27 protein-coding genes are annotated in these 25,640 nt (G+C 40.4%); 17 read left to right on the forward strand and 10 right to left on the reverse strand.

Annotated features, from left to right (window positions below; translation table 11 throughout):
* Positions 1–94: 94 nt before the first annotated feature.
* Genes B3E00_RS03990 through B3E00_RS04005 form a run of 4 tightly spaced genes read left to right on the forward strand, consistent with a single transcriptional unit; the run spans position 95 to position 2,986 of the window.
* Complete coding sequence (locus tag B3E00_RS03990; protein WP_293884522.1) at positions 95–1,114, forward strand: methionine ABC transporter ATP-binding protein; 1,020 nt, start codon at positions 95–97, stop codon at positions 1,112–1,114.
* The gene (gene metI, locus B3E00_RS03995; protein ID WP_293888040.1) at positions 1,107–1,760 is read left to right on the forward strand and encodes a methionine ABC transporter permease MetI; all 654 of its coding nucleotides are present in this window, start codon (positions 1,107–1,109) and stop codon (positions 1,758–1,760) included. Before B3E00_RS03990 ends, metI begins: the two co-directional genes overlap by 8 nt.
* 15 nt (positions 1,761–1,775) lie before the next feature.
* Positions 1,776–2,588, forward strand: coding sequence for a methionine ABC transporter substrate-binding lipoprotein MetQ (gene metQ, locus B3E00_RS04000; RefSeq protein WP_209580954.1), 813 nt, complete (start codon positions 1,776–1,778; stop codon positions 2,586–2,588).
* A gap of 11 nt (positions 2,589–2,599) precedes the next feature.
* Complete coding sequence (locus tag B3E00_RS04005; protein ID WP_293888039.1) at positions 2,600–2,986, forward strand: YchJ family protein; 387 nt, start codon at positions 2,600–2,602, stop codon at positions 2,984–2,986.
* A 78-nt stretch (positions 2,987–3,064) separates the two neighbouring features.
* Here B3E00_RS04005 and B3E00_RS04010 read toward each other — a convergent pair whose 3' ends face one another.
* Both B3E00_RS04010 and B3E00_RS04015 read right to left on the reverse strand, forming a co-directional pair.
* A complete protein-coding gene (locus B3E00_RS04010) occupies positions 3,065–4,501 on the reverse strand; it encodes a dicarboxylate/amino acid:cation symporter (RefSeq protein ID WP_209580958.1) in 1,437 nt (478 codons plus the stop codon).
* A 176-nt stretch (positions 4,502–4,677) separates the two neighbouring features.
* Complete coding sequence (locus B3E00_RS04015; RefSeq protein WP_209580961.1) at positions 4,678–5,028, reverse strand: 4Fe-4S dicluster domain-containing protein; 351 nt, start codon at positions 5,026–5,028, stop codon at positions 4,678–4,680.
* Between the two features lie 156 nt (positions 5,029–5,184).
* On the opposite strand from B3E00_RS04015, the gene B3E00_RS04020 reads away from it, so the two are divergent.
* The 6 genes from B3E00_RS04020 (at position 5,185) to B3E00_RS04045 (ending at position 9,960) form a co-directional block, all read left to right on the forward strand.
* Complete coding sequence (locus B3E00_RS04020) at positions 5,185–6,198, forward strand: acyl-CoA reductase (RefSeq protein WP_293937079.1); 1,014 nt, start codon at positions 5,185–5,187, stop codon at positions 6,196–6,198.
* A 55-nt stretch (positions 6,199–6,253) separates the two neighbouring features.
* Positions 6,254–6,457, forward strand: coding sequence for a fructose-6-phosphate aldolase (locus B3E00_RS04025; RefSeq protein WP_209580968.1), 204 nt, complete (start codon positions 6,254–6,256; stop codon positions 6,455–6,457).
* Positions 6,458–6,462: 5 nt separating this feature from the next.
* Positions 6,463–7,143 (forward strand): cell division ATP-binding protein FtsE, encoded by a 681-nt coding sequence (locus B3E00_RS04030; RefSeq protein WP_293937082.1) that lies wholly within the window; start codon positions 6,463–6,465, stop codon positions 7,141–7,143.
* A 152-nt stretch (positions 7,144–7,295) separates the two neighbouring features.
* A complete protein-coding gene (locus tag B3E00_RS04035; RefSeq protein ID WP_209580974.1) occupies positions 7,296–7,847 on the forward strand; it encodes a nucleotide exchange factor GrpE in 552 nt (183 codons plus the stop codon).
* Between the two features lie 10 nt (positions 7,848–7,857).
* Positions 7,858–9,012: a molecular chaperone DnaJ gene (dnaJ, locus tag B3E00_RS04040; protein WP_209580978.1), complete on the forward strand. Its 1,155-nt coding sequence runs from the start codon at positions 7,858–7,860 to the stop codon at positions 9,010–9,012.
* A 309-nt stretch (positions 9,013–9,321) separates the two neighbouring features.
* Positions 9,322–9,960, forward strand: coding sequence for an outer membrane beta-barrel protein (locus B3E00_RS04045; RefSeq protein WP_293884519.1), 639 nt, complete (start codon positions 9,322–9,324; stop codon positions 9,958–9,960).
* A gap of 60 nt (positions 9,961–10,020) precedes the next feature.
* Here the strand turns inward: B3E00_RS04045 and B3E00_RS04050 are convergent, their stop codons facing one another.
* On the reverse strand, positions 10,021–10,794 hold the full coding sequence (locus B3E00_RS04050) for a C40 family peptidase (RefSeq protein WP_293884518.1): 774 nt from the start codon (positions 10,792–10,794) through the stop codon (positions 10,021–10,023).
* A 72-nt stretch (positions 10,795–10,866) separates the two neighbouring features.
* On the opposite strand from B3E00_RS04050, the gene B3E00_RS04055 reads away from it, so the two are divergent.
* Entirely contained in the window at positions 10,867–11,340 is a 474-nt protein-coding gene (locus B3E00_RS04055; protein WP_293888038.1) for a universal stress protein, read from the forward strand.
* Between the two features lie 89 nt (positions 11,341–11,429).
* Here B3E00_RS04055 and B3E00_RS04060 read toward each other — a convergent pair whose 3' ends face one another.
* From B3E00_RS04060 to B3E00_RS04085, 6 genes are read right to left on the reverse strand one after another with little or no spacing between them, the layout of a single operon-like run.
* Positions 11,430–12,605, reverse strand: coding sequence for an RsmB/NOP family class I SAM-dependent RNA methyltransferase (locus B3E00_RS04060; protein ID WP_293937085.1), 1,176 nt, complete (start codon positions 12,603–12,605; stop codon positions 11,430–11,432).
* A gap of 7 nt (positions 12,606–12,612) precedes the next feature.
* On the reverse strand, positions 12,613–13,896 hold the full coding sequence (locus B3E00_RS04065) for an ABC transporter substrate-binding protein (protein ID WP_293884515.1): 1,284 nt from the start codon (positions 13,894–13,896) through the stop codon (positions 12,613–12,615).
* A complete protein-coding gene (gene guaA / locus B3E00_RS04070; RefSeq protein ID WP_293884514.1) occupies positions 13,853–15,403 on the reverse strand; it encodes a glutamine-hydrolyzing GMP synthase in 1,551 nt (516 codons plus the stop codon). Before guaA ends, B3E00_RS04065 begins: the two co-directional genes overlap by 44 nt.
* Positions 15,404–15,445: 42 nt before the next feature.
* A complete protein-coding gene (gene pyrF, locus B3E00_RS04075; RefSeq protein ID WP_293937086.1) occupies positions 15,446–16,282 on the reverse strand; it encodes an orotidine-5'-phosphate decarboxylase in 837 nt (278 codons plus the stop codon).
* A 24-nt stretch (positions 16,283–16,306) separates the two neighbouring features.
* Positions 16,307–16,897, reverse strand: coding sequence for a TlpA family protein disulfide reductase (locus B3E00_RS04080; protein WP_293937088.1), 591 nt, complete (start codon positions 16,895–16,897; stop codon positions 16,307–16,309).
* A 15-nt stretch (positions 16,898–16,912) separates the two neighbouring features.
* The gene (locus B3E00_RS04085; RefSeq protein ID WP_293884511.1) at positions 16,913–17,656 is read right to left on the reverse strand and encodes an RluA family pseudouridine synthase; all 744 of its coding nucleotides are present in this window, start codon (positions 17,654–17,656) and stop codon (positions 16,913–16,915) included.
* Positions 17,657–17,739: 83 nt separating this feature from the next.
* On the opposite strand from B3E00_RS04085, the gene panB reads away from it, so the two are divergent.
* From panB to B3E00_RS04115, 6 genes are all read left to right on the forward strand, one after another.
* Complete coding sequence (panB, locus tag B3E00_RS04090; RefSeq protein ID WP_293884510.1) at positions 17,740–18,555, forward strand: 3-methyl-2-oxobutanoate hydroxymethyltransferase; 816 nt, start codon at positions 17,740–17,742, stop codon at positions 18,553–18,555.
* A 54-nt stretch (positions 18,556–18,609) separates the two neighbouring features.
* Positions 18,610–19,167: a hypothetical protein gene (locus B3E00_RS04095; RefSeq protein ID WP_293884509.1), complete on the forward strand. Its 558-nt coding sequence runs from the start codon at positions 18,610–18,612 to the stop codon at positions 19,165–19,167.
* A gap of 80 nt (positions 19,168–19,247) precedes the next feature.
* The gene (locus tag B3E00_RS04100; protein ID WP_209581011.1) at positions 19,248–19,400 is read left to right on the forward strand and encodes a 30S ribosomal protein THX; all 153 of its coding nucleotides are present in this window, start codon (positions 19,248–19,250) and stop codon (positions 19,398–19,400) included.
* A gap of 185 nt (positions 19,401–19,585) precedes the next feature.
* A complete protein-coding gene (locus B3E00_RS04105; RefSeq protein WP_293937091.1) occupies positions 19,586–20,647 on the forward strand; it encodes an efflux RND transporter periplasmic adaptor subunit in 1,062 nt (353 codons plus the stop codon).
* 6 nt (positions 20,648–20,653) lie between these two features.
* Positions 20,654–23,737: an efflux RND transporter permease subunit gene (locus B3E00_RS04110; protein WP_293884507.1), complete on the forward strand. Its 3,084-nt coding sequence runs from the start codon at positions 20,654–20,656 to the stop codon at positions 23,735–23,737.
* 6 nt (positions 23,738–23,743) lie between these two features.
* Positions 23,744–25,045 carry a TolC family protein gene (locus tag B3E00_RS04115; RefSeq protein ID WP_293884506.1) on the forward strand — a complete coding sequence of 434 codons (1,302 nt, stop codon included), beginning with the start codon at positions 23,744–23,746 and terminating at the stop codon, positions 25,043–25,045.
* A 123-nt stretch (positions 25,046–25,168) separates the two neighbouring features.
* Here B3E00_RS04115 and B3E00_RS04120 read toward each other — a convergent pair whose 3' ends face one another.
* Positions 25,169–25,435, reverse strand: a complete 267-nt coding sequence (locus B3E00_RS04120) for a hypothetical protein (RefSeq protein WP_293884505.1) — start codon at positions 25,433–25,435, stop codon at positions 25,169–25,171.
* Positions 25,436–25,640: the final 205 nt, after the last annotated feature.

The following is a 25,640-nucleotide window of genomic DNA, read 5'->3' on the forward strand; positions in this document are numbered from 1 at the left end:
TGTAATGAGTTCTTTTTTATCCGTGGCATTTGTGTACATTTATGGCATCATCATACATTTGTCCAAATAAAACATTTAACTCCTGACAGAGTCAATGATTCAACTAAACAACATATCCAAATCGTTTGAAGTAAAAGCCGCGCGTATTGATGCCTTAAAAGATGTCTCCCTGTCTATTGGCAAAGGGGAAATTTTCGGCGTTATAGGTGCCTCTGGGGCAGGAAAAAGTACATTAATCCGCTGCGTCAACCTGCTGGAAAGACCAGATTGTGGTCAAGTAATGATAGAAAACGAAGACTTGATGTCGCTGTCGGCCAGTAGTCTTATGCTGAAAAGGAGAAAAATTGGAATGATTTTTCAGCATTTCAATCTCTTATCCTCAAGAACGGTATACGAAAACATATCTTTTCCACTTGAACTGGAGGGAAAATCAAAAGAATTTATCCGTCAAAAAGTGCTGGAACTATTGCGCTTGGTAGGATTGGAAGACAAGGCCGAAGGCTATCCTGCAAATCTTTCAGGCGGTCAAAAGCAGCGCGTTGCCATTGCAAGAGCTTTAGCCAACGACCCTTATATCCTTCTTTGCGACGAAGCCACAAGTGCGCTAGATCCAGCGACAACAAAATCCATCCTCAAGCTGCTAAAAAAAATCAATAAGCAACTTGACCTGACAATATTGCTGATCACACACGAAATGGATGTTATAAAAAGTGTCTGTGATCAGGTTGCAGTATTAGACCAGGGAAGACTGATCGAAACGGGCCCGGTAGAGGCAGTATTTGCCAATCCAAAAGAAATAACCACCAAGAATTTTATTCAATCTTCACTTGAAGTTGAAATTCCGCTGAGTTTCCAGGAACGATTGAAAACTACGGGGAATCCACTGGTAGAAATCTACCTCACTTCAAATGAAGAGTCCATCTCTTTTATAGCATACTTGGAACAAAAATTTGACGTCAAAACAAATATTATTTCGGCACAAATCGACTATATTGGTGAACTGAAATTCGGGGTTATATTGGCTGAACTATCCGGAGAACAAGAAAATATAACAAACAGTCTATCTTTCTTAAAAGAAAAACATGCACAAACAAAAATCTTAGGCTATGTCTGATCAGGTATTTACACTGCTGTTATCAGGTACTTTAGAGACCTTAGCCATGACTTTTCTGTCGGGCTTCTTTGGTTTTTTGCTAGGGCTACCCCTTGGAATATATCTTTTCTTAACCCGAAAACATCAGTTGCTCGAAAACAAAGGTATGCACCAGCTTGTATCCTTGCTCGTGAATATTTTTAGGTCTATCCCATTTATCATACTCATTGTATGGATGATTCCGTTTACACGTCATATCGTAGGAACATCAATCGGGATGTCCGCAGCATTGGTTCCATTGAGTATAGGCGCAGCGCCTTTTATTGCACGACTTGTGGAAAATAGCCTACTTGAAATTCCCAACGGCCTGATTGAGGCCGCAAGAGCAATGGGCGCAAACGCAAAACAGGTAATTTTTAAAGTTTTGCTTCCTGAGGCTCTCCCCTCGCTGGTAAACAATGCAACAATAACGCTAATCACACTTGTTGGCTACTCCGCAATGGGTGGCGCCGTGGGTGCTGGTGGACTGGGACAGATTGGTTATCAGTATGGTTATGTCGGATACGATACTTTTATCATGAATTCTGTTTTAATTTTATTAATTTTAATCGTATTCCTGTTGCAATACACAGGAGATTACATCTCAAAAAAAGTAAACCATCGATAACATAAATTGGATGATATGAAAAAATTGAACTATGCATTTGTAATCTTAGCCCTCAGTCTCCTAACGGTTGTGGCATGCAATAACAAAGAAAAGAAAGAGAATATCCTTAAAGTAGGTGTAGTGTCAGGACCAGAAAAGGAGCTTGCAGAAACGGCTAAGAAGGTTGCGAAAGAAAAGTTCAATCTGGATGTTGAGTTGGTGGCTTTCAATGACTATGTGGTACCGAATGAGGCATTAAATCAGGGCGATATCGATGTGAACGTATTCCAGCATCAGCCCTACTTACAGGAGCAATCGAAACAACGCGGTTTCACTAAATTAACCATCGTTGGAAACACCTTTGTATTTCCCATTGTTGCCTATTCAAACAAAATAAAAACGATCACTGCTTTACAGCCTGGTGCCGTTATAGCTATCCCTAATGATCCTACCAATGGCGGACGCTCACTGTTGCTTCTCCAACGAGAAGGCATTATCGGTCTAAAAGAAAATGTAGGTATACAGCCTAAAGTAACCGATATCGTGAGCAACCCCAAACAGATTAAAATCATCGAAATGGAAGCTCCGCAGCTGCCTCGCGTTCTTGATGATCCGCAAGTGACCATTGCCATCATCAACAATAGTTTTGCCGCTCAAGCTGGACTGGATCCAGAAAAACAAGGTTTGTTTACAGAAGACAAAGAATCTCCTTATGTGAATCTGATTGTTGCCCGCGCAGACAATAAAAACGATGAGAAGGTGCAACAGTTTATTCAGGCGTATCAATCGCCGGAAGTAGAAGCAACTGCTAAAAAAGTCTTCAAAAATGGTGCGATTAAAGGCTGGTAAAATTTAGAAAAGTGATAGAATCAGCCGATTTATGCCCCTGTGGCACGGGTATTACCTATGGTGAATGCTGCCGACAAGTACATCGTTTCCATGCCAAAGCCAGTACAGCAGAGGCGTTAATGCGCGCACGTTATAGTGCCTTTGTAAAAAAGGAAATCGATTTTTTATACCATACATTTGATCCCTCGACAAGGAGGTTTCAAAATAAACAGGCCATCGGACAATGGGCAATGGAGAACAAATGGATGCAGCTTAATATTCTTAAATCTACGCTCCATACCGTCGAGTTCGAAGCGCATTATCTGGATGCACAGATGCACGTGCAGATTCACCATGAAAAGTCTACCTTCAAAAAACAAGGTGACCTCTGGTACTATGTAGAGGGAACAGTAAAATAATAAAAAAGGCAGTTTTAACCTCGGTTAAAACTGCCTTTTTAGTGGTAGACTAATTATTTTACCAGTCCCTATACTTTTCTAGACCAGTTCTTCTGTATCTTCACGATAAGGAGCTTCTTCATCAAACTCTCCTTCCCATTTAGCGACAACAACCGTTGCAAGACAGTTTCCCACAACATTTACCGATGTGCGGGCCATGTCCATCAATTCATCAATACCCAAAATTGCAGCTATAACAAATGTAGGCAATCCAAACTGATCAGCTGTAGCAATCAAAATAATTAATGAAGCTCTTGGAACAGCGGCAACGCCTTTTGATGTGATCATCAATGTAAAGGCAATCATCAGTTGATGGCCAAATGACAAATGTATACCTGCAGCCTGGGCCACAAAAATTGCTGCTAATGAGAGGTAAAGAGATGTACCATCCAGATTAAAGCTATATCCAGTAGGAATGACAAATGACACAATTTTACGTGGGACACCAAATTTTTCCATCGCACTCATTGCTTTCGGTAACGCTGCATCTGAACTCGTTGTCGCAAATGCAATCGAAACAGGTTCCTTAATTGCATTGATAAACCTTTTGACAGGGATTTTCAGGTAAAGTGCGACAGGGAGAAGTACGAGACATAAAAAGCAGAGCAAAGCGAAATACAGCGTAGCCAATAACATGAAGAGATTCTTCAAGATGTCGACACCAAGATGCCCTACGGTATAAGCCATAGCTGCACCAACCCCTATTGGGGCAAAATACATAATGATGTTTGTAAATTTAAACATCGCTTCAGACATGCTCTCGGTAAAATCTACCAAAGGTTTACGCTTCTTTTCATCCACCATCGCCAATCCGATACCGAATAAAACCGAAAAGACTACAATCTGCAAAACCTGATTATCAGCAACAGATTTTACAATGTTTTCCGGAAATAGGTCACGTATAAAAGAAGTAAATTTATAAACGGGATGCACATGGTCAGGAAGTGTTTTAAGGATATGCTCATCCATGCTTTCTTTGGGAGCAGGAAGTTCTTCATGCGGCATATGGGCAACATCAACCCCCACGCCTGCCCGAGTCAGATTAATAGCGCCTAAACCGATAAAAATAGCGCATGTTGTAGCACAGAAGAAATACAGCATAGATTTCCATGCCATACGTCCCACTTGCTTCAAATCGGAATGCCCTGCAATTCCATAAACAAGGGTAGCAAAGAGAATCGGTCCAACAATTGTCTTGACCAATTTGATAAATCCTTTACTTAAAGGTTGCAGGGAAATTGCCAGATTTGGAAAATCCAACCCAACGAAGATCCCGATAATCATACAGGTCAAAATCCAGGTGGTCAAATTTTTCTTAAAAAGCGCATTGACAACCAGAACGGTAGCAACTATCCAACGGACAGCCATTAGAAATTCATGCGAAAAGCCTACAACATCAAATTCGTATAATACAGCAATGATACAAGCTAATGTAACTGTGATTAGGGTCATCAACCCTATTTTGGTTTTTAACATTTAAAAGATTTTAATGGTCAAAAGAACAAAAATAAAAAAATACTATGCTTTTGCAAATATTATTATTCCAAATAGCCATGTTTCGCAACAAAATATCGATTTCTCTAAATTCGAGGCCACAAAAAAAGGCAGGAAAATTTCTTCTCCTGCCCAATATTTTTTACGGAGCAATAAACTTATTCCGCGTGTAACCAAGATTTTTTCGCTAAAAGCTCGTCGTTAGACTCACGCACATCTTCGTCGTCCACACAACAATCTACAGGGCAAACCGCTGCACATTGAGGCTCATCATGGAAACCTACACATTCTGTACATTTATCCGAAACAATATAATAGACTTCATTTGAGATTGCTTCCTGAGACTCATTGGCATCGAGTGTAACGCCGTCGCCAAAATCAATAATCCCGTCCAAAGCCGTCCCATCTGAGAATTTCCAAGTTACACCAGCATCGTATATTGCATTATTTGGGCATTCCGGTTCGCAAGCACCACAGTTAATGCATTCGTCTGTAATTTTAATCGCCATTTATAACCTCACAATTATGATAAATAAACTATTTTTGCATTATCAATATGAAACAAAGTCGAATTGTACAATAAGGCTAGTTGATTCACGTTGATTAATGTTAACAGCACAAATATAACACAAATTTGTGTATTCATCTTTTAAAATTTTAATATTTTGACAAAGGAACAACGAATAAATGCATTTGTAAAATTAGGCGAACAGCTTCAACTGCCATCTGAAGAATCCAGTCAGATAATCCAATCTGCCCAACATAAAAACCCCTGGTATACCCCACAAAATGTTGAACGCGCGCTACAGGCAATTGCAGAAAATCTTACCATAGAGAAACTTACGCATTGGTTGGCGCCATACCCAGATACGCATTCGGCAAAAACTGTAGGATTAATTCTTGCTGGCAATATACCTTTAGTCGGATTCCATGATATCCTCGCTGTTCTGATCAGTGGCTTTAAAGCCAAGATAAAAGTATCCTCTGACGACGCGGGACTGACGGCCTATGTACTGGGTCTGCTGGATAAAATTGACCCGTATTTTGGCGATGCTTTTGAAATTGTTGACCGATTAAAAGATTTCGACCTGGTCATCGCAACGGGATCTAACAATAGTGCCCGCTATTTCGATTACTACTTTGGTGCCAAGCCGCATATCATCCGCCGCAATCGAAATAGCGTTGCTGTACTGGGGGGCGCGGAATCTCCTAGCCAGCTGGAAGCTCTTGGGCATGATATTTTCGATTACTTTGGACTGGGTTGCCGCTCTATATCCAAAATATTTACACCAAAAAATTATCCAATAGCGCAGTTTTTTGAGGGTATAGCGATATTCAACAATGTGACAGCGCATTTTAAATATACCAACAATTACGACTACAACAAATCCATCTATCTGATCAATGGCGATAAGCATTTTGATAACGGATTTTTATTGCTCAAAGAAGACGAGAAAACAGCTTCTCCCCTTGCTGTGGTTTATTATGAAACTTACGAAACAGTTGCTGAAGTCGAAAATAAACTGATATTAGCGCAAGAAAACATCCAATGTATTGTATCCAAACTGCCATTAGAAGTGCCGTCTCCCGTTTTTCATTTTGGCGAAAGCCAAAGTCCATCGCTGGATGATTACGCTGACGGTGTGAATACGCTTGATTTTCTATTTGCCAACCGTTAAGCTTCCTTTAAATTCGTAGTAAAGAAATTGCATTAAAAATACTAACTTTGAATCTATGTATATCATTAAAGTAAAAGGTGTCGCCAAAATCCCTGATTATGTACAACTAAGAGATGATGCCTTCACCTTGCTTGCATATTTTAGAGTCGACCGCCCGGACAAATCACTTGATAAGATCGGATTAGGAGAAAAGGCAGCGTATATCATGCAACTGGTCAGAGAAATGCCTTTTGGACAAATTAAAAAATTAGAATTTTAGCTTCCATGATTGAAAATAAAGTTATTACATTAAAAAACGTTGACATCTTCCAACAGAAACATTTGGTATTGTCCAATGTAAATTTAAATATCGGCAAAGGCGAGTTTATCTACCTTATCGGTCAGTCCGGCAGTGGAAAGAGTAGTTTGTTAAAGATAATTTACGGCGACTTATACATTGGTAATGGAGAGGGCATGATCGCTGGTTTTGATTTAAAAAAACTGCATGAAAATGATGTTCCTTACCTGCGTAGAAAACTGGGAATCGTGTTTCAGGACTTCCACCTTTTATCGGATAGAAGTATCGAGAAAAACCTCGAATTTGCCCTTAAAGCAACAGGTTGGAAAGAGAAGAAAATGATCGATAGCCGTATATTGGACGTATTGGAAAAAGTTGGACTTCGCTCCAAATTAAAGAAGATGCCACATGAACTTTCTGGCGGTGAACAGCAACGTATTGTGATTGCCCGTGCCTTATTAAATAATCCAGAAATTATTTTGGCAGATGAGCCTACAGGTAATCTGGACCCTGCTACATCAGAGGAAATTGTCTTGTTGCTAAGAGACATTGCCAGCTCAGGAACAGCCATATTGATGGCCACACACGATTATACCATTATCCGCAATATGCCTTCTCGTATCATCAAAACCGGCGATGGTATATTACAGGACAATGTCAGTATCTAGACGGAAAACTGACATATAAAAATACCGATTCCGACAAATTGTTAGGCTTTTTTAATAAAATCTGACAAGCTGTCGGAATTTTATTGTTTGGCAAAAACTTTGACAAACGAAGCATAGAGTAAATTTTTGAATCTAATTTTAGCATTGAAGATATGAATGAGCAAGATAATTATTACGATGAAAGCCAAGATCCAGTAGAAACAAATTCTTCTGAACAACAAGAACTACCTGCTGATAATCTAGCAGAAGAACTGTCTACTGAAGATAAACTGGCTGCAGAATTGGCAGAGGCAAAGGATAAGTACATTCGTCTATCTGCCGAATTTGACAATTATAGAAAACGTACAAGTAAAGAACGTGTTGAATTGATTCAATCAGCTGGAAAAGATGTCATCAGCAAGTTGTTGCCTACATTGGATGATTTTGACAGAGCATTAACAGCCATGGAAACTGCAACTGATGTTGAATCGGTAAAAACAGGAATGGATATTGTTAACAATAAATTCAGACAAACATTATCGCAATTAGGATTAAAGGAAATGGACGTTAAAAACCAAGATTTCGATCCTGAATTACAAGAAGCTATTACAGCAATACCTGCCGCTACAGAAGAATTAAAAAATAAAGTGGTGGACGTGATCGAAAAAGGTTACTACTTAGGTGACAAAGTTATCCGTCACGCAAAAGTAGTTATAGGTCAATAATATTAAGACGATGTCAAAAAGAGATTATTACGATATACTTGGTGTCTCGCGATCAGCGGACGAGAAGGAGATTAAATCAGCGTATCGCAAACTAGCGATAAAGTACCATCCGGACAAAAATCCTGGTGACCATGAGGCTGAGGAAAAGTTTAAGGAAGCTGCTGAGGCATACGATATCTTGAGCAATCCACAGAAACGTCAACGTTATGACCAATTTGGACATGCTGGTAATTCTGCCAGCGGTGGTTTCGGCGGTGGCGGCGGCATGAATATGGAAGACATATTCAGTCAATTTGGTGATATCTTTGGTGGAGGACATCCCTTTGAAAGTTTCTTTGGCGGTGGCGGTGGCCAGCGTGGCGGACGCCGCGTAGCAAGAGGAAGCAACTTACGCATAAAAGTTAAGTTAACGCTTGAAGAAATTGCCAAAGGCGTTGAGAAAAAGGTAAAAGTCAACAAGCAAGTCGTCTGTCATACCTGTGACGGATCGGGTGCTAAAGATAAATCTTCTTTCCATACCTGTAAAACCTGTGGTGGATCGGGCTCAGTCAGAAGAGTTACCAATACGATCTTAGGACAAATGCAAACAACAAGCACTTGCCCTACGTGTAATGGTGAAGGCGTAGAAATCACAGCAAAATGTACAACGTGTAGAGGTGAAGGACTTGAACGTGGCGAGGAAACAATCTCCATCAATATTCCGGCAGGGGTGAGTGAAGGCATGCAACTATCCATGAGCGGAAAGGGAAATGCGGCTCCGCGTGGTGGTGTACCAGGAGATTTAATTATATTGATCGAAGAAGTTGCACACGAAAGTTTAAAACGCGACGGACTAAATGTCATCTATGATCTTTATATTAATTTTGTAGATGCTACATTAGGTACCAGCGTGGAAGTTCCGACAATAGACGGAAAAGCGAAAATCAAAATTGAACCCGGCACACAAGGCGGCAAAATTTTACGGTTAAAAGGAAAAGGTATTCCTGAGGTTAATTCTTACCACAAGGGAGACCAGCTTGTATATGTTAATATATGGACACCAAAAGCTGTATCTATCGAAGAAAAAGAACTGTTGAATAAATTGAAAGAATCACCGAACTTTAAGCCTCAACCTGGCAAAAGTGAAAAGTCATTCTTCGAGCGAATCAAAGAATATTTCGAGTAACATCCAGTTAGATAATCATAAAAAAGCCATTTGTCAAATATTGACAAATGGCTTTTTTTTCTATTCTTACTTAAAATTGACATTAAATAACAAAAAGTCAGCCCAATATCATTATCGTTAAATAGAATCTGTAAAAATAAAATTATATTAAATTTTAAGGTGTTGATCCACTATAATTTACGATTATATCAAATATCTAGACAATCCAATGACAAAAAAATAAAATATGATTTCGATATTTGACTAACAAATTTAAAAAGTCAGAAAGTAATTACTGGCACATTTAAACAACTTTTAAATAAAAAAGACATGAAAAAAATTTTACTTACATTAGCAGCTGTAGCTGGTTTGACATTGGCTTCACAAGCACAAGAATTCGGTTTCAAAAAGAGCGATGTTATTGTTGAAGGTAACTTATCCGCTAATACTTCAAACGACAAAACTAATCAAACAAAAACAAATTCATTTAATTTCAACCCTTCTGTTGGTTACTTTGTTTCTGACAAGATTGCTGTTGGTTTAGATGTAAACGTTGGTAATGAAAAAGCTACAAAAAACGTAGATCAGTCGAATGAATCCTATGTAAAAAACAACCAATTCGGTATAGGTGCATTTGGACGTTACTACTTTCTTGAGTTAGGTTCACGATTCAAAACATATGCACAACTTGGTGCTGGTTATGCGCAAGAAGATGGAAAAATCAATAATGGAACTACCACAAGTGATATCGCTAAAACAAAAGGTTTCGGTGCGAACGCAGGTTTGGGTATCAACTACTTTGTAACGCCTAAAATTGCAATCAATTTTGGTTTAACTGACTTATTGTCATTCAGAACATCAAAAGTTGATGTTGATGGTGCTAAATCATCTAATGAATTTAATGCAAACATCAATAGCTTTAACAACTTCTTCGATACTGCTAAATTTGGTTTGACATTCAAATTCTAGTCTCAACGAAAAAAATAGAAAAAGGAAGGGCGATAAAATATTTTATCGCCCTTTGCTATGTTAGTTATACCGTTTAACAATTCGGAGTTTGTGTGTATAGCGATTCAGTTCCGCATTAAAAATACCCTCTGAATCCATGCGGTCCACACGGACTTTTGCAGAAGCATGGATAATGGTATCGCGATCCAGCATAATACCAACGTGAGTAATCCGGCCTTGCGCATTGTCAAAAAACGCCAAATCACCTACCTTTATTTCTGAAATAAAGTCGACGGTCTCCCCTTTTTCCGCTTGCTGATAAGCATCGCGGGGCAAATAAAGTCCAAAGCAGCTGTAGATCAATTGCGAGAAACCCGAACAGTCAATCCCCCACTCCGAACGGCCGCCCCACAAATACGGTACATCTTTGTAACTCAAAGCGAGTTGCTGGAGCTCACTTTCGACTAATTCCTTCGAAAATAAACTTATGCTTCCCTGATAAGTCAAGTCCAATAGTGGCAGATTAGTCCGGTTCTCTTCATTTAGATACAGCGTGGTCCCATGACAGAGCTGCAGTTGGGTTGCCTCGCCCAAAAGTACCCCTCCCTCTCTTCCAACCACAGTTCGTCTTCCTAAAAAATATTGCTCCTTATCTGAGTCCTCTAATTTTTGAAACTGCCCGTTTTGAATCCAACCCAAATAATCCGTTTCCAATAAGCGTATGGATGTCCAATCCGCCTGCTCGTCCACAATTTCAAAAAGCTCTCCAAACAAAACCTGAGAAACCATCTCGCTACGATGTGCCTGTTCTAGACGTAACGGTACGAGAGCAAGTATACAAATACCATATTTCATATGCTAATAAAACAAAATCGTCCAATCTATGATTATATATTATATGACGAAGATAAATTAATAATAGCAGATATGGAGAATACAAATTCAAAATTCAAAAGGATATTAGTCGCTGTTGACGACGAGCCATGCGCTGAAAAGGCAATACATTATGCGAAAGAAATGGCCCAAGTATTTGGAGCCTCCGTAGCACTTGTCACCGTTATCCCCCCTACTTCTCCTGCCAATTTTGGCGCAGATCCCTTATTGGGGCAGCAGCCTATCATCGTTCCGGAGGTTTCGGAAATGGAACAGGACAATGCGCAAAAGTATCTTGAGAAGATAAGCCGCGAGTTTACTGGTGCTGGTGAGGTCTATTTGTTTAATCGAATAGGATCTATTAAAGAAGAAATTCTGGCTGCATCGCACGAATGGTCTGCCGATCTGATTATCATGGGGTCTAACGGGCGGACCGGTTTTGATCATTTTATATCTGGTTCTGTCTCTGAATCGGTTATTCGTAAATCCACCTGCCCGGTGCTGGTGATCCCCAGTAAATGTGACTGACGAATACAACAAAAAAACATTTATAGTAATGAAAAAGGCTATTTTTTCCAAACGGAAAAAATAGCCTATACGCTTTCTACGATCAGAAATTACGTTTTTATCAAACGCGCCACAAACATGCTATCGGCCTTTTCGGTATACCCTTCCAGATAATCCATGCGTGCTATTTCAAAACCAAAATTATCCACAATGTAATTGACAACATCTTCATTTTCCGCTTTAAAAATGGAGCAGGTTATATAAATCAAAGGCTTTCCCACTTTAACATGTCCTACTACATTACTTGCAATATTTTTTTGTAGTGCATTGAATTCGCCAATCTTATCAGCCCTAAAATGCCGAATCATTTCTGGTGTACGCCCCCAAGTCCCCGATCCACTACACGGTGCGTCCAATAATACTCCATCAAATCGTTCGCTCCCAAGAATTGAAAAGGTATTCTTGGTAAGATCGAGTATTTTCTTTCGGTAATGCTTTATTCCGGCACGGTCAAAACGCTCATCGAGATTCCGAAGAATGCTCATACGAATATCCGACACCAACAAATTTACCGTGGGACAAGCATCCATCAATAAAAGAGATTTGCCACCTGAAGCTGCACATGTATCCCACCAGGATTCATTTTCTCCTGGCTCCATATAGGCTAACGTACGTTGCGAGGAAAGATCTTGTACTTCAATAATGCCATCTAAGGCATCAAATCGCTGTAAGGAAGTACCATTATTTAAGGCAATGGTCTGCTCGCCGATAGTGGTATAGGGAATCTGACTACCATCTAAAATGGCGCGCACGAAATTTGTCTTTCCTCGTTTTACCCGAATATATAAATAGGGCTGAATACACTGACTTTCCAAAAAGGCAGTTAAATTCACTTTTTCAGAAATATGCTCCGTAAAAGGAAATAGGTCTTCCAATTTAAAAAAGCCTTCGGACTCCAAAAATGTAATTTTGTCACGGATTGAAAGATGGAGTTTATCGGCGTAAGCAGGTTCAAGAACCGCCACCAAGGGGCTTTCCTGCTCGCATAGAAATTCGGCGACTACCAACCTACGTTGTTGTGATAACTGCGGAGCTGCAGTCCCTAGACGGAAATAATTATAGCACAAACGGGAGACGGCCTTTCGGTCTGAAGATCCCATTTGTCTATTTAGCTTAAAAAAAGTTGTTAAATAACGTGAAAATGGTTGATCAGCTTCAAAACCATCCATTGCTCGCTCAAAATTACGTATTTGCTGATGAACACGTTTTTCACTGAATTCAGCCATTCAAAGATTATTTTCTTTCAAATTTTTTATCGTGATAGACCAACATCCCCAACGATCTGTTTGCATAGCCCCATTTTGGGTAAAATTCAAATCTGTAATCGCTATTCAATCCCGAAAACTTTTCCTGCGTCATTCGGCTGACATAATCCACTCCATATTGATGTATCAATCGACCAAAATACAATGCCGCGTCATACCCTTTGTAAGAAAACTCGGACGGATCAACTTTATAAGCAGCCTTGTAATTTCCAATAAACTTTTTGGTATCTCCATCCGTCTCATCGACCAAGTTGGAAGAAGTAATGGTCAATGCGTAAAAATCCATGTTTTCGAAATTCTCAAACGAAAGCTTGGCCATGTTGGGGTGTCCATATAATTTAAACTGATTACCTGGATTCAGAAAGCGTTCATCCATAGCATCCAAAAGGCCCTTTACTAAATTTTTATTGGCAGTCCCTGAAATGATATGATTGGTGCCTGCCAACACAAGACTGTTATTAAGCTCATTGATGCTCATAACCGTTTTTACTTTAGCCTGCGGGTTAGCTTTGGTAATCTCGTTTGCAAAATTGATCAAAAACTGTTTGCTGTCATCATCCCCAGCATCATAAATAACAATCTGATCCCCATTATAATATTGCTCTGCAACATACTTCGCCAATGTTTCGGCGTGTGTACGAATAGATGGTGTTATCGAAACCAAATTGGGGAGGCTAAATTCAGAAGCCATGGTTGCTGCTAATGGAGAAACCTGTAGAACGTTCTTGTTTGCAAAGGTCTGCCCAAAGCTCTTAATCTCACGCGGATATACGGGTCCCACCACGAGCACAGCATCTTTGACATTGACCGCTGTACCCAGTGTTGCATTATACGCAACATTGTCTCTAGAATCAATCACCTGCAAATCGAACAAGGCACCTTCCTTCGCAATTTTGTCAAGGCCTAACTGAAATCCCTGATAAAAATCCAGCGCCAAGGAAGAGCGCTCCACGTCTTCCTTCTTAACTGTACCTGCAATATTACTTAACTCGAACGGCAACAGCAGTGCGATGCGATTATTTTTCACAGCATAGCCATTGACACGTTGGGTATCGCCCATCTTGGTAATGGTACTTTCTTTGTCAACAGGAGGTTTAGTAACAGCAGTTTGCTGTTCGCCATGACCAGAGGACGGCGAACGCAATACTGTGCTTTTTTTGGTTGTACAGCTTGCAAGGCATAACGCTACAAGCGCCGCAACCCATATTTTATTCCCACTCAATTGTAGCGGGTGGTTTTGAACTGATATCATATACAACTCTGTTTATTCCTTTCACATGGTTGATAATTTCATTTGAAATTTTTGCCAACAGATCATATGGTAAATGTATCCAATCCGCAGTCATTCCATCTAGCGAACCCACCGCGCGTAAGCTAACGACGTGCTCGTAAGTGCGCTCATCACCCATTACGCCTACTGAGCGCACGGGCAAGAAAATTGTGCCTGCCTGCCATACTTTGTCATACCAACCGGCTTCTTTCAGATTATTGATGAATATCGCATCAGCCTCCTGCACAATACGTACACGCTCGGGTGTAATATCACCCAGAATACGAATTGCCAAGCCCGGACCAGGAAATGGATGTCTGCCTAAAATTGCCTGATCAACTTCCAATGCTTTTCCTACTCTTCTTACTTCATCTTTAAACAAAGTCTTAAGTGGTTCCACAACTTTCAGTTTCATGAAATCAGGTAAGCCCCCAACGTTATGGTGTGATTTGATAGTCGCCGAAGGCCCTTTCACTGAAACTGATTCGATGATATCCGGATAAATTGTCCCTTGCCCTAACCACTTCGCTTCAATGCCTTCAGGCAATTCCTTTTGAATATCTTTTGCTGCTTCATCGAAGACATCAATAAACGAATTACCAATGATCTTGCGTTTTTCTTCTGGCTCGGAAACTCCAGCTAATCGACCATAAAATAAATCTTTCGCATTGATTCCTTTGATATTTAAGCCCATATTTTTGTAAGAATCCAATACTTGCTCATATTCGTCCTTACGAAGCAAACCATGATCCACAAAGATACAATGGAGTTTCTTTCCGATTGCCTGATGCAATAACACCGCTGCAACTGTCGAATCTACCCCGCCAGATAAAGCCATAATAACATGATCATCACCTAGTTGCTCTTTCAAAGAAGATACTGTTGTTTCTACAAAAGCGTCTGGTGTCCATTCCTGTGCACAACCACAGATATTGACAACAAAGTTTTTTAATACGATAGCACCGTCTGTACTATGGGTTACTTCTGGATGAAATTGTATACCGTAAGTACGGGTACCTTTCACTTGATACGCTGCTACGCGAACTTTATCGGTACTCGCTATAATTTCAAAATTTGCAGGTACTTCTTTAATGGTATCGCCATGAGACATCCATACCTGTGACTGCGTGGGTATGCCTGCCAATAATTCATTCTCACTATTGACAAACTGCAGATTTGCACGACCATATTCACGAATTTCAGAAGGTAACACTTCACCGCCTGATTTTTGAGCAATGTATTGGGCTCCGTAACATACGCCTAAGAGTGGGAAACGATCCTGAATAGCGACAAAATCAATTTGTGGCGCATCTTCTTGTCTAACAGAATAAGGGCTGCCCGAAAAGATAACACCTTTTACGGTGTCGTCAAACTCTGGCAATTTATTGAACGGGTGTATCTCACAATACACATTTAGCTCTCTGACACGTCTTGCGATCAACTGTGTGTATTGAGACCCGAAGTCTAGAATTATAATTTTTTCTGGCATGCTGCAAAGGTAAGTATTACGAATGAATTATTAAATGTCAAATCAGGAAATAATACCCGCTTTTAACAGCTCTACTTCCATTTCTTTTTGAAGAATTAAGGCTTCCTGCCGTGCTCTTTCAGCGAAATCAGTCCCTTTCGAAGCATAGATAATGCCCCTTGTGCTGTTTACCAAAAGTCCACAATCTTTGTTCATACCAAATTTACAAACATCTTCGAGCGAGCCCCCCTGAGCACCCACTCCCGGAACCAATAAAAAATGATCTGGCGCATGCTCCCTAATTTTGATAAACCCTTCTCCTCGGGTTGCTCCTACCACATACATGAGATTTTCTGGCGTGCCCCAGGTGTTGACTTTGTCAATCACTTGTTCGAACAATTGCAGCCCTTCTTTATTCTCAAAATTCTGAAAGTCTAAGCTACCCTCATTTGATGTCAAAGCAAGTACGATAGCCCATTTGTCTTTAAAATCCAAAAACGGCGTTACCGAGTCCTTGCCCATATACGGGGCAATGGTGATACTATCGAATCCGAGACCAGAAGCCTTTTCATCAAAAAATGCCATTGCGTAACGCCCGGATGTATTACCGATATCCCCTCTTTTTGCGTCAGCAATACTAAAACAGTCCTTTGGCAAGGCGGCCCAGGTTCTTTGAAGCGATTGCCAACCTTTTATTCCATAACATTCATAAAATGCTATATTCGGTTTGTAGGCTACACAAAGATCAGCTGTTGCTTCTATTATAGCTTTGTTAAAGCTATAGATCGGATCCTCATCGTCTAAAAGATGATCAGGGATTTTGGCAAGGTCTGTGTCCAGTCCGACACATAGAAATGAGCGTTTCGCTTTTATTTGATGAATAAGTTCTGCTCTTGTCATGCTTATTTTAGAGATCTTAAAAAATTATTTATTGATTAAATCTTGAATAAATGTGGTCACCTCTGGAGTGGAATAGTCAGCCAGTCCTTCATGCCTTGCGGCAAGATTTCCTTCCTTATCCAATATGAGCGTTGTTGGAATAGGCCCAGAAAGCCACTCCTTTGGAATATCACTGTTCGGAAAGCTTACTGGTAAGCTCAAACCCTCTCCCTTAATAAACGCTTCGGCCTTCGCTCGATCACCCTCCACCTCAACAATCAAAAACACGACATGGGCGTTATCCTTATACGTATTATAAAGTTTTTTGATCGAGGGCATTTCGGCCCGGCAAGGGGCACACCAAGTTGCCCAGAAATTGATAAAAATCACCTTTCCTCTGAGATCAGCCACTTTTACAGGCTCGCCTTGCTGGTTTATAAAAGATACCTCAGTGCCTATCTTGGGCGAAGTCGCAAAAGATTTTCTAGCGTCCGGCGGAACTTCTAATTTTAGTTTAAAGAAGCCTATTTTCATTAGGGCTTGCTGAAAATAACTTCTACTTGTAGGCCAAATCAACAAGCCAATAAGCAGTACAAATACAACGTTTCCGACTATTTTTTTTGTCTTCGGATTCATGTGTAACTGGGCTATTTACGAATCAAACTTATCTAACAGTTTCAATAATGTCGCAAAATCCTTTGGATAGGGCGCATCGAAAACCATTTTAACTCCATTCAGTTCGAATTCGATATGTTTGGCATGTAGCGCAAAACGCTTCATGATAGGCTGTTCTTCTTCATCTTTCGACAACGTATAGCCTCGTTTTTTGATTTGGGATAAATAGACCGGTTTGCCGCGATACATATCGTCGCCAACAATTGCTGCATGTTGTGTCGCGAGGTGAATACGGATTTGATGCATCCGTCCCGTAATGGGCTTACACTCTACTAATGTATAATTCTTGTAATATTTGATCGAATTGAAAATAGTTTCTGCTGCTTTGCCATTGGCACGGTCAATAGATACATTTTTATTGCCTTGATTCAAGATCGGTAAATCAACCAGCAAATCCTGAAAAGTATGCGTACCGCCTATGATCGCATGGTAGGTCTTATTCACTCTTCTTTTTTCAAATGCGATCGAAATTGTACGATACGTCTCTGGGTTTTTGGCAATTAATAAAATACCCGAAGTCTCTTTATCCAAACGGTGGCACACCTGCGCATCCGGATGGTATTTTTTCGCCAATCGAAGGATATTAACCTCTCCACCCTCGCGCTCATCCAAAGAAGCTACAAACGGTGGCTTATTGATAACAATCAAATTTTCATCCTCATGGATGATTAAGTCTGAAAATTTGGGAAATTTAAATAGACGATTCTCATTTTGTATCATTTGGCAAAAATACAAAACACCAGGCAGAATATTGGTCAATGTATGATAAAAAGCTTACTTTTGGACACAAAATAAAAGTTAAGATGTCTGTAAACAAAGAAATGAAACGCGTTAGCACCGCCATGCTACAAGCCATGAAAGACCGTCAGGAAAAGATTTCTATGCTGACCAGCTACGATTATTCCATGGCTAAAATGGTCGATCAGGCTGGTGTTGATGTTATTTTGATTGGAGATTCTGCCGCCAATGTATTTGCTGGATACGAAACTACCTTGCCTATTACCCTTGATCATATGATTTACCATGCGGCGTCTGTTGCAAGGGGTACGCAGCGCGCCATGGTACTGGCAGACTTACCGTTCGGATCCTATCAGGGATCTGCCAATGCGGCCTATAACGCAGCCGTCCGTATGATGAAGGAATCTGGTGCACATGCACTGAAGCTGGAAGGTGGTATTGAAATCATAGAAAACATTAAAAAAATCATTGCCGGAGGCATTCCCGTATGCGGTCACCTGGGCCTCACTCCCCAATCTATCAACAAATTTGGCAATTTTGGTGTCCGTGCAAAGGAAGAGCAAGAAGCAGCTAAACTAATCGAAGATGCACTTGCTTTACAGGACGCCGGCTGTTTTGCCATTGTTTTGGAAAAGATACCTGCTAAATTGGCCAAGACAGTGACCGAAACATTGACAATTCCTACGGTAGGTATCGGTGCTGGACCGGATTGCGATGGGCAGGTACTTGTCATTAACGATATGCTGGGCATTAATGCAGATTTTAAACCTAAATTTATGCGTCATTTTGCTAACTTGCATGAGCAAATTATCACCGCAGTAAGCAATTACGTCTCTGAGGTGAAAGCAGTAAAATACCCAAACGAAGACGAACAATACTAGGTATACAATATGCGGTTTCTGATCATTGGACTTATCATTCTAATTGCTTATCTGATGATACGCAAAAAATTTAATTTTTTTGGGTTTGCCACCGATGTATCTAAGGACTTAAAAACAGGCTTTCAATTGATTGAGGCTTCACCCGCAGTCATTCAGGCGAATCTAAAAAAAACCATTTCCAATGTCATTATGGGGGTTATCCTCGTGCTGATTGTCGTATTGCTTTTCATAAAGATAAAAATTGTACTGTTCTTACTTCCAATTGCAATCTTTCTTTTGGGTTATCTATTTTTATTCAACAATCATTTTAGTAAGGTAAAAAGCCAGCAAATATGGTATAATGCCAAAACTGATGAAGTTTTTATTGAACAATTAAAAGGAGAAAATTATAGCTTTAACCTTTTTAAGGATATCGAGGCCGTGCAGAAAATCGAATCCATTCAGACGACCAAAGGATTATTATATGGCTATTACCGTATCAAATTAAAAAATAACATATTGGAAATCCCCTATTTGGTTGCTGAAAATAAACCAGTCAATAATTTATTTTTCGATACCATTACCCAAAATTTCAAAATTGATGTTCAAAAACGCATTTTTCCCATTATTTGAAGATAAAACAGTTGAATCTTTAAAAACAAATCCCTATATTTAGGTTATATATAATTTTTAAAACCAAAATATTTTACACTATGGGAAAAGGTGACATCAAAACCAGAAGAGGAAAAATATCGAATGGTTCTTTTGGAAAAAGAAGACCACATTTGTCAAGAGCAGCAATCAAGCCAAAAGTAGATAATGCGGAGCCAAAAGAAATTGAACAAAAAACAAAATCAAAAAAATAGTAGACGCAAAGCTAGAAATGAATTTCTAGCTTTTTTTATCTCCCTTCGCTCCCAGTAAACGCACAGTGCAGTTTCTTGCCTGAGTTTTGTGTGTATTGTAAAATCCTTTTGACAACCCGTATCGGCATTATAATAAACCTATATTTACCAGTTAAATGTAAAAAGTACATAAGATACTATACCATATGAATAAAAAATCGATCATTTACCTTCTTTTGGCCTGCGCTGTTTTTGGAGGTGGATACTTTCTGCTTACTGCTAAAAAAGATAAAGAGGGAACCGATAAGCCGAAGGAGAAAAAAGATGTGCCAGTGCCGGCACAGGCAATCATTGCCAAATCTTCTGTCGCCGATAGATCGATCAATCTTTCGGGAAGCATCGATGCAGAAGAGCAGGTCGAAGTCAGAAGTGAAGTCAGTGGTCGAATTACCAAAATATATTTTGCAGAAGGACAGCGGGTCAGGCAGGGCGAACCTTTGATCAAGATTGATGATATAGAACTGCAGGCGCAATTAAGACAATCCCAAACGACCAATCAGCTCAATGCAGAAAATGAACGCCGGGCCAAATTGCTGTTGCAAAAAGGCGCTATCAGTCAGGAGGAGTTTGATATTGCCAGTGCGGCCTTAAAAACTTCAGCCGCACAGATCCAGTTGATCCAGGCACAAATATCAAAGACCACCATCAGGGCACCATTTAGTGGGATGATTGGATTACGTAATATTTCTGTTGGAGCCATTGTCTCGCCCACCACGCTGATCACAAATCTGGTCAAGGACAACTTGGTAAAAATCACCTTCGCAGTTCCCGAAAAATACAGCAGTATCGTTAAAGTGAATATGCCGATCGAGTTTAGTGTTGCTAATGACCCAACCGTCATGAAAGCAAACATCTACGCTATAGAACCTCAAGTATCACTTAACACCAGAACGCTCACGGTGAGAGCCCGCGCAAGTAATGAGCAGGGAAAGTTGAAAGTAGGATCATTTGTTAACGTTAGCGTTCCAATCGAGGTAGAAAACGATGCGATATCCATTCCAACTGAAGCCATCGTACCTGTTCAGGACGGAAAAAAAGTGTTTGTATTACAGCATGGCCTAGCCAAAGAAGTGAAGGTTGAAACAGGCGCACGTACCGACAAAGATATTGTCATTTTATCTGGGATCAGTGCCGGTGACACCGTTCTAACCACAGGTGTCCTGTCGTTAAAAGATGGATCAAAAGTTAAGGTATCATTAGCTAACTAACTGTGCATGAATTTATCTGCTATTTTTATTAAACGCCCGGTTTTAACTATTGTTGTCAATATCACCATTATATTATTTGGCTACATTGGTTTTAGCTTTTTGGGCGTCCGCGAATACCCCTCCATTGACCCCGCTATTGTTTCTGTTAGAACAAACTATGCGGGTGCAAATCCAGATATCATTGAATCTCAGATTACCGAGCCCTTAGAAAAGGCTATCAATTCGATCGATGGTATCCGGAATATATCCTCCTCCAGTAACCAGGGGTCCAGTAATATTACCATCGAATTTGGTCTGCAAAAAAATCTTGAAGAGGCGGCAAATGATGTCCGTGATAAGGTCTCTCAGGCCATCCGAAGTTTACCTCAGGATATTGATGCCCCACCCGTTGTTTCCAAGGCTGACGCTGATTCCGATCCTATCATCACGTTGACGCTACAAAGTGAAACGCGCGATAAACTTTCGCTGAGCGACTACGCAGAAAATGTGATCTCGGAAAGACTACAGACGATTCCAGGTGTCAGCAGTACCCAAATTTATGGTCAAAAACGCTACGCCATGCGATTATGGCTCAACCCCGACCGTATGGCTGCGTATGGCATTACGGCTTCTGATATCCGCACGGCTCTGAATAACCAAAACGTTGAATTGCCCTCTGGAAAAATTGTCGGAAACACCACGGAGCTCACCGTAAAGACAGTAGGAAATCTTTCTACACCCGAAGAGTTTAATGATATCATTCTGAAATCCGATAGCAGCCGTATTGTCAAATTCATCGACATTGGCCGGGCAGAAATAGATGCCGAAAACCTGGAAACAAAAATGGTCAGCAATGGGAAGCAATTGGTTGGTATAGCGATTATTCCTCAACCCGGTACAAACTACCTCGATATCGCCAATAATTTTTATAAAATGCTCGATCAGATCAAGGAAGATCTACCCCAAGATATTATCCTTAACATTGCTTCTGACAACACCACATTTATTAAAAAATCTGTTGAGGAAGTCGCCGAGACACTGCTAATTTCAATTATCTTGGTTACCTTGATTATTTACTTTTTCTTCCGCGACTGGGGTATCGCATTGCGGCCTCTTCTGGATATTCCCGTCTCATTGATTGCAACCTTTTTTATTATGTACATTTTTGGATTTTCGATTAATGTACTGACGTTGCTCGCCATTGTACTCGCGACAGGTCTTGTCGTCGACGATGGGATTGTAGTGACGGAAAATATATTTAAGAAAGTGGAAGAAGGTATGTCTCCTATAGAGGCTGCTTTGAAGGGCTCGAAGGAAATCTTCTTTGCTGTTATCTCGATTTCAATCACACTTGCAGCCGTATTCTTACCTGTTATATTTCTTCAGGGCTTTGTGGGGCGTTTATTTCGTGAATTTGGAGTCGTTATCGCTTCGGCCGTACTGGTTTCTGCATTTGTTTCCCTGACCCTCACCCCTATGCTCAATGCCTATTTGATCAAGGGTGGTGGACACAAGAAGACGAAATTTTATAATTGGACCGAACCCATGTTTGTCAAGATGAACAAGGGGTATGCCAATGCCCTTGACAAATTCATGAAATTTAAATGGATCAGCTTTCCGATCCTGATCATCTGCTTTGTGATTATTGGAATCCTTTTTTCGTCCATTAAAAAGGAAACTGCACCTTATGATGACCGAAGTAATATTTCTGTCAATGTAACAGGTCCAGAGGGTGCCACCTATGAATATATGGATCGCTATATGCAGGAACTTGATAAACTGGTGTATGATTCGATCCCGGAGAATAAGATCAGTCTTAACATCACTTCGCCGGGATTTGGCGCCGCATCGGTCAACTCCGGACGTATCCGGATGACGTTGGTTGACCCAAGTGAACGTCAGAAATCGCAGGACGATATCGCTAAAGAACTGACCAAGTGGACCAAACAATACGATGCCGTTCGCGTCAATGTTTCACAGACGCCAACGATATCCATGAACCGAAGAGGCGGATTACCCGTTCAGTATATTATTCAGGCGCAGAATTTCGAAAAGCTGCAGGAAAAAATACCTCAATTTATGACTGAGGTGAACAGTGATCCAACATTCTCGACAACGGATATCAACCTAAAGTTCAACAAACCAGAACTTCATGTCGAAATTGACCGTCTAAAAGCGCTGAGCCTTGGCGTATCTGTACTGGATGTATCTCAATCCTTACAACTGTTGCTAAGCGGTCAACGATTTGCCTATTTTATGCGCGATGGTAAACAATATCAAGTAATTGGCCAGGTTGAGAATGACCGTCGGGCGACTCCAACGGATCTTTCTTCCATCTATGTTCGCAATAACATGGGGCAGCTCATCCAATTGGACAACGTTGTAAGTGTGAAAGAAGAAAGCAGTCCGCCCCAACTCTATCATAACAACCGTTATATGTCCGCGACCGTTTCCGCCGGCTTGGCTCCTGGTATGAGTATGAGCGACGGCATTGCTGCAATGGACCGTATAAAGGAAAAAGTACTCGATCAGAGCTTTACGACCGATCTTAGCGGTGAATCGCGTGATTTTGTTGAGAGTAGCTCCAATACCCTATTTGCCTTCGGCCTTGCTTTGTTGCTTATCTACCTGATCCTAGCGGCTCAATTTGAAAGCTTTCTCGACCCATTTATCATTATCCTTACGGTACCGATGGCTGTAGCCGGCGCCCTGATCAGTTTGTGGTTATTTGACCAAACCTGGAATATATTCAGTCAAATTGGGACAATCATGCTAATCGGCCTCGTCACCAAAAATGGTATTCTGATTGTCGAATTTGCCAACCAGATGCGAGAAGAAGGAATGGAAAAATTTGAGGCAATCATGCATGCAGCCGAATCGCGCCTTAGACCAATTTTAATGACCAGTTTGGCCATCGCACTCGGTGCATTGCCAATTGCGATGTCGCTCGGTGCTGCTTCGACCAGCAGAATTGGAATGGGGGTAGTAATCGTCGGGGGTACCATATTTTCGCTTATTCTGACCTTATTCATCATCCCGGCCATCTACTATATGTGGTCACGACAAAAAAAGCATAGACCAGAATTTGATAACATTAAAAGCTACGAATAATTAAACATGAAGAGAAATTTCACCCTACTAATATGGCTTTGCTCCATCATGTTTCAAGCTCGTGCCCAAGAGATATTGACCTTGGAAGATGCGCTAAAAACAACGTTGAGCAATAACTTCAATATTCTTTTGGCTAAAAATGACAACAACATTGATATCGAGAATACCAGTTTGGGAAGCGCTGGTATGCTTCCCGCAGTAACCGGCACATTTAACAGAAGCAATTCGGTTCAGAATTCACGACAGGTTAGGGCCGATGGACAAGTACAGCAGGTTTCCAATGCTAAAAATGACAATATGTCGTATGGCGTTAACTTAAACTGGACGATATTTGACGGATTGGGTATGTTTGCGCGTAGGGATCGATTTAAAGAGATACAGCGTCAGGGTGAGGCGGAGATTAGATATGAGGTCATTACACAACTCAGTGAAGTCATGGCCACCTATTATAATCTTGTACAGCAAAAACGATTGATTGACGCTTTAGATACAACCATTACACTTTCTCAATATCGGGTTACTCTGGCCGAAAATCGCCTACAGATCGGAAAAGGTTCCAAGCTCGATCTGCTGAATGCCAAAGTCGACCTGAATACCGATCAGACAAACCTACTCAGGCAACTCGAAAGCTTTAAAAACACCAAAACTTACCTCAACCAATTGATGACTAGAGATTTGAGCCTAGACTTTGAAGTTGAAGATGAAATGAAACTGGATACGGATCTTAAACTGGGTAATCTCATCGAAATTGCTGATCAACAAAATCCTCAAATTCAGCTTGCCATCATCAACAATCGTGTCGCCGAACTCAACCTAAAGGCAGTGAAAGCCGAACGTTACCCTAAAATTGGTTTAAATAGTGGGTATAATTGGAACGAATCTCACTCCTCACTTGGTTTCTCTACAGAAAACAAAAATAGAGGTCTCACCTACGGTGTATCAGCATCCCTTAACATCTTCAATGGCTTTTTGCAAAACAGAAACGAACGTATCGCCAAATTTCAGATCAAAAGTTCTGAAATACAGATAAAACAGCAAAAACAAGATATACAGGCTCAGGTAAGGACTTTGTTTCAAACCTACATTACCAACATCGAACTGGCCAATGTAGAACGGAAAAATGAGGAACTGGCAAAAGAAAATTTAAACATCACCATGGATAAATTCCGGATCGGTACCATAACAACGTTGGAAGTAAGAACAGCGCAGTTAAATTACATCAATGCAATGACGCGGAGTTATACTGCACAATACGATGCTAAAGTCTCGGAGATACGACTAAAAGAATTGACCGGTGAATCGTACTAAAAATTACGGTTTACAAAAGCTCCCTTTTGAAGAAAAGACAATAAACTCTTTTTTTGCCAACAGGCAAGATGTAATCGTATAAAACGAGAGGCTCCTTAAATTAGGAGCCTCTCGTTTTATTGCTTAATAATCAATTGCTATAATAGACTTTAATGGTATTAAAACGCCACTCTTAATCTGAATATATCTATCGGTTAAAGACCACACAGTGGTTTCGATACGCTTTGGTCCGGAATCTGTCTGAAAGGCAATTTCGGTTTTGGATTTAAACTCATTTCCCAACCGAAGTGCGCCTTTCAATTTATCCATAAAGGTAGCTGTTTTATCTTCAATCGCCGGGATAAATTTAAACTGAGGAATTTCCTCTTTAGCTATTAGTTGTCCAACCATAATACGAGCATTTAATGTGTAAAAATATTCTTTGCGTTCACTATTGATAACGCGCAAAAGCCAATCTTATTTTATTCCTTTCTGCCATTGGCTTATTTAAATCTACCAATTCCACTTATAAAAATCAATACTATAATAGAAAACTATCATTTATTTTACAATAAAAAAACGTTTGCACCTTGGGGCGAGTGCGCGTTATCTGAAT

It is taken from the genome of Sphingobacterium sp. UBA5996 (genome assembly GCF_002429765.1).
Classification (GTDB): Bacteria; Bacteroidota; Bacteroidia; order Sphingobacteriales; family Sphingobacteriaceae; genus Sphingobacterium.

Coding starts and splice junctions, on each gene's coding strand:
- B3E00_RS04080 (WP_293937088.1), bottom strand. CDS start 16,897: ATGAATCCGAAGACAAAAAAAATAGTCGGAAACGTTGTATTTGTACTG.
- dnaJ (WP_209580978.1), top strand. CDS start 7,858: ATGTCAAAAAGAGATTATTACGATATACTTGGTGTCTCGCGATCAGCG.
- B3E00_RS04015 (WP_209580961.1), bottom strand. CDS start 5,028: ATGGCGATTAAAATTACAGACGAATGCATTAACTGTGGTGCTTGCGAA.
- B3E00_RS04065 (WP_293884515.1), bottom strand. CDS start 13,896: ATGATATCAGTTCAAAACCACCCGCTACAATTGAGTGGGAATAAAATA.
- B3E00_RS04030 (WP_293937082.1), top strand. CDS start 6,463: ATGATTGAAAATAAAGTTATTACATTAAAAAACGTTGACATCTTCCAA.
- B3E00_RS04050 (WP_293884518.1), bottom strand. CDS start 10,794: ATGAAATATGGTATTTGTATACTTGCTCTCGTACCGTTACGTCTAGAA.
- panB (WP_293884510.1), top strand. CDS start 17,740: ATGTCTGTAAACAAAGAAATGAAACGCGTTAGCACCGCCATGCTACAA.
- B3E00_RS04105 (WP_293937091.1), top strand. CDS start 19,586: ATGAATAAAAAATCGATCATTTACCTTCTTTTGGCCTGCGCTGTTTTT.
- B3E00_RS04110 (WP_293884507.1), top strand. CDS start 20,654: ATGAATTTATCTGCTATTTTTATTAAACGCCCGGTTTTAACTATTGTT.
- B3E00_RS04045 (WP_293884519.1), top strand. CDS start 9,322: ATGAAAAAAATTTTACTTACATTAGCAGCTGTAGCTGGTTTGACATTG.
- B3E00_RS04085 (WP_293884511.1), bottom strand. CDS start 17,656: ATGATACAAAATGAGAATCGTCTATTTAAATTTCCCAAATTTTCAGAC.
- pyrF (WP_293937086.1), bottom strand. CDS start 16,282: ATGACAAGAGCAGAACTTATTCATCAAATAAAAGCGAAACGCTCATTT.
- B3E00_RS04100 (WP_209581011.1), top strand. CDS start 19,248: ATGGGAAAAGGTGACATCAAAACCAGAAGAGGAAAAATATCGAATGGT.
- B3E00_RS03990 (WP_293884522.1), top strand. CDS start 95: ATGATTCAACTAAACAACATATCCAAATCGTTTGAAGTAAAAGCCGCG.
- B3E00_RS04095 (WP_293884509.1), top strand. CDS start 18,610: ATGATACGCAAAAAATTTAATTTTTTTGGGTTTGCCACCGATGTATCT.
- B3E00_RS04025 (WP_209580968.1), top strand. CDS start 6,254: ATGTATATCATTAAAGTAAAAGGTGTCGCCAAAATCCCTGATTATGTA.
- B3E00_RS04060 (WP_293937085.1), bottom strand. CDS start 12,605: ATGGCTGAATTCAGTGAAAAACGTGTTCATCAGCAAATACGTAATTTT.
- metI (WP_293888040.1), top strand. CDS start 1,107: ATGTCTGATCAGGTATTTACACTGCTGTTATCAGGTACTTTAGAGACC.
- B3E00_RS04115 (WP_293884506.1), top strand. CDS start 23,744: ATGAAGAGAAATTTCACCCTACTAATATGGCTTTGCTCCATCATGTTT.
- guaA (WP_293884514.1), bottom strand. CDS start 15,403: ATGCCAGAAAAAATTATAATTCTAGACTTCGGGTCTCAATACACACAG.
- B3E00_RS04120 (WP_293884505.1), bottom strand. CDS start 25,435: ATGGTTGGACAACTAATAGCTAAAGAGGAAATTCCTCAGTTTAAATTT.
- B3E00_RS04035 (WP_209580974.1), top strand. CDS start 7,296: ATGAATGAGCAAGATAATTATTACGATGAAAGCCAAGATCCAGTAGAA.
- metQ (WP_209580954.1), top strand. CDS start 1,776: ATGAAAAAATTGAACTATGCATTTGTAATCTTAGCCCTCAGTCTCCTA.
- B3E00_RS04055 (WP_293888038.1), top strand. CDS start 10,867: ATGGAGAATACAAATTCAAAATTCAAAAGGATATTAGTCGCTGTTGAC.
- B3E00_RS04010 (WP_209580958.1), bottom strand. CDS start 4,501: ATGTTAAAAACCAAAATAGGGTTGATGACCCTAATCACAGTTACATTA.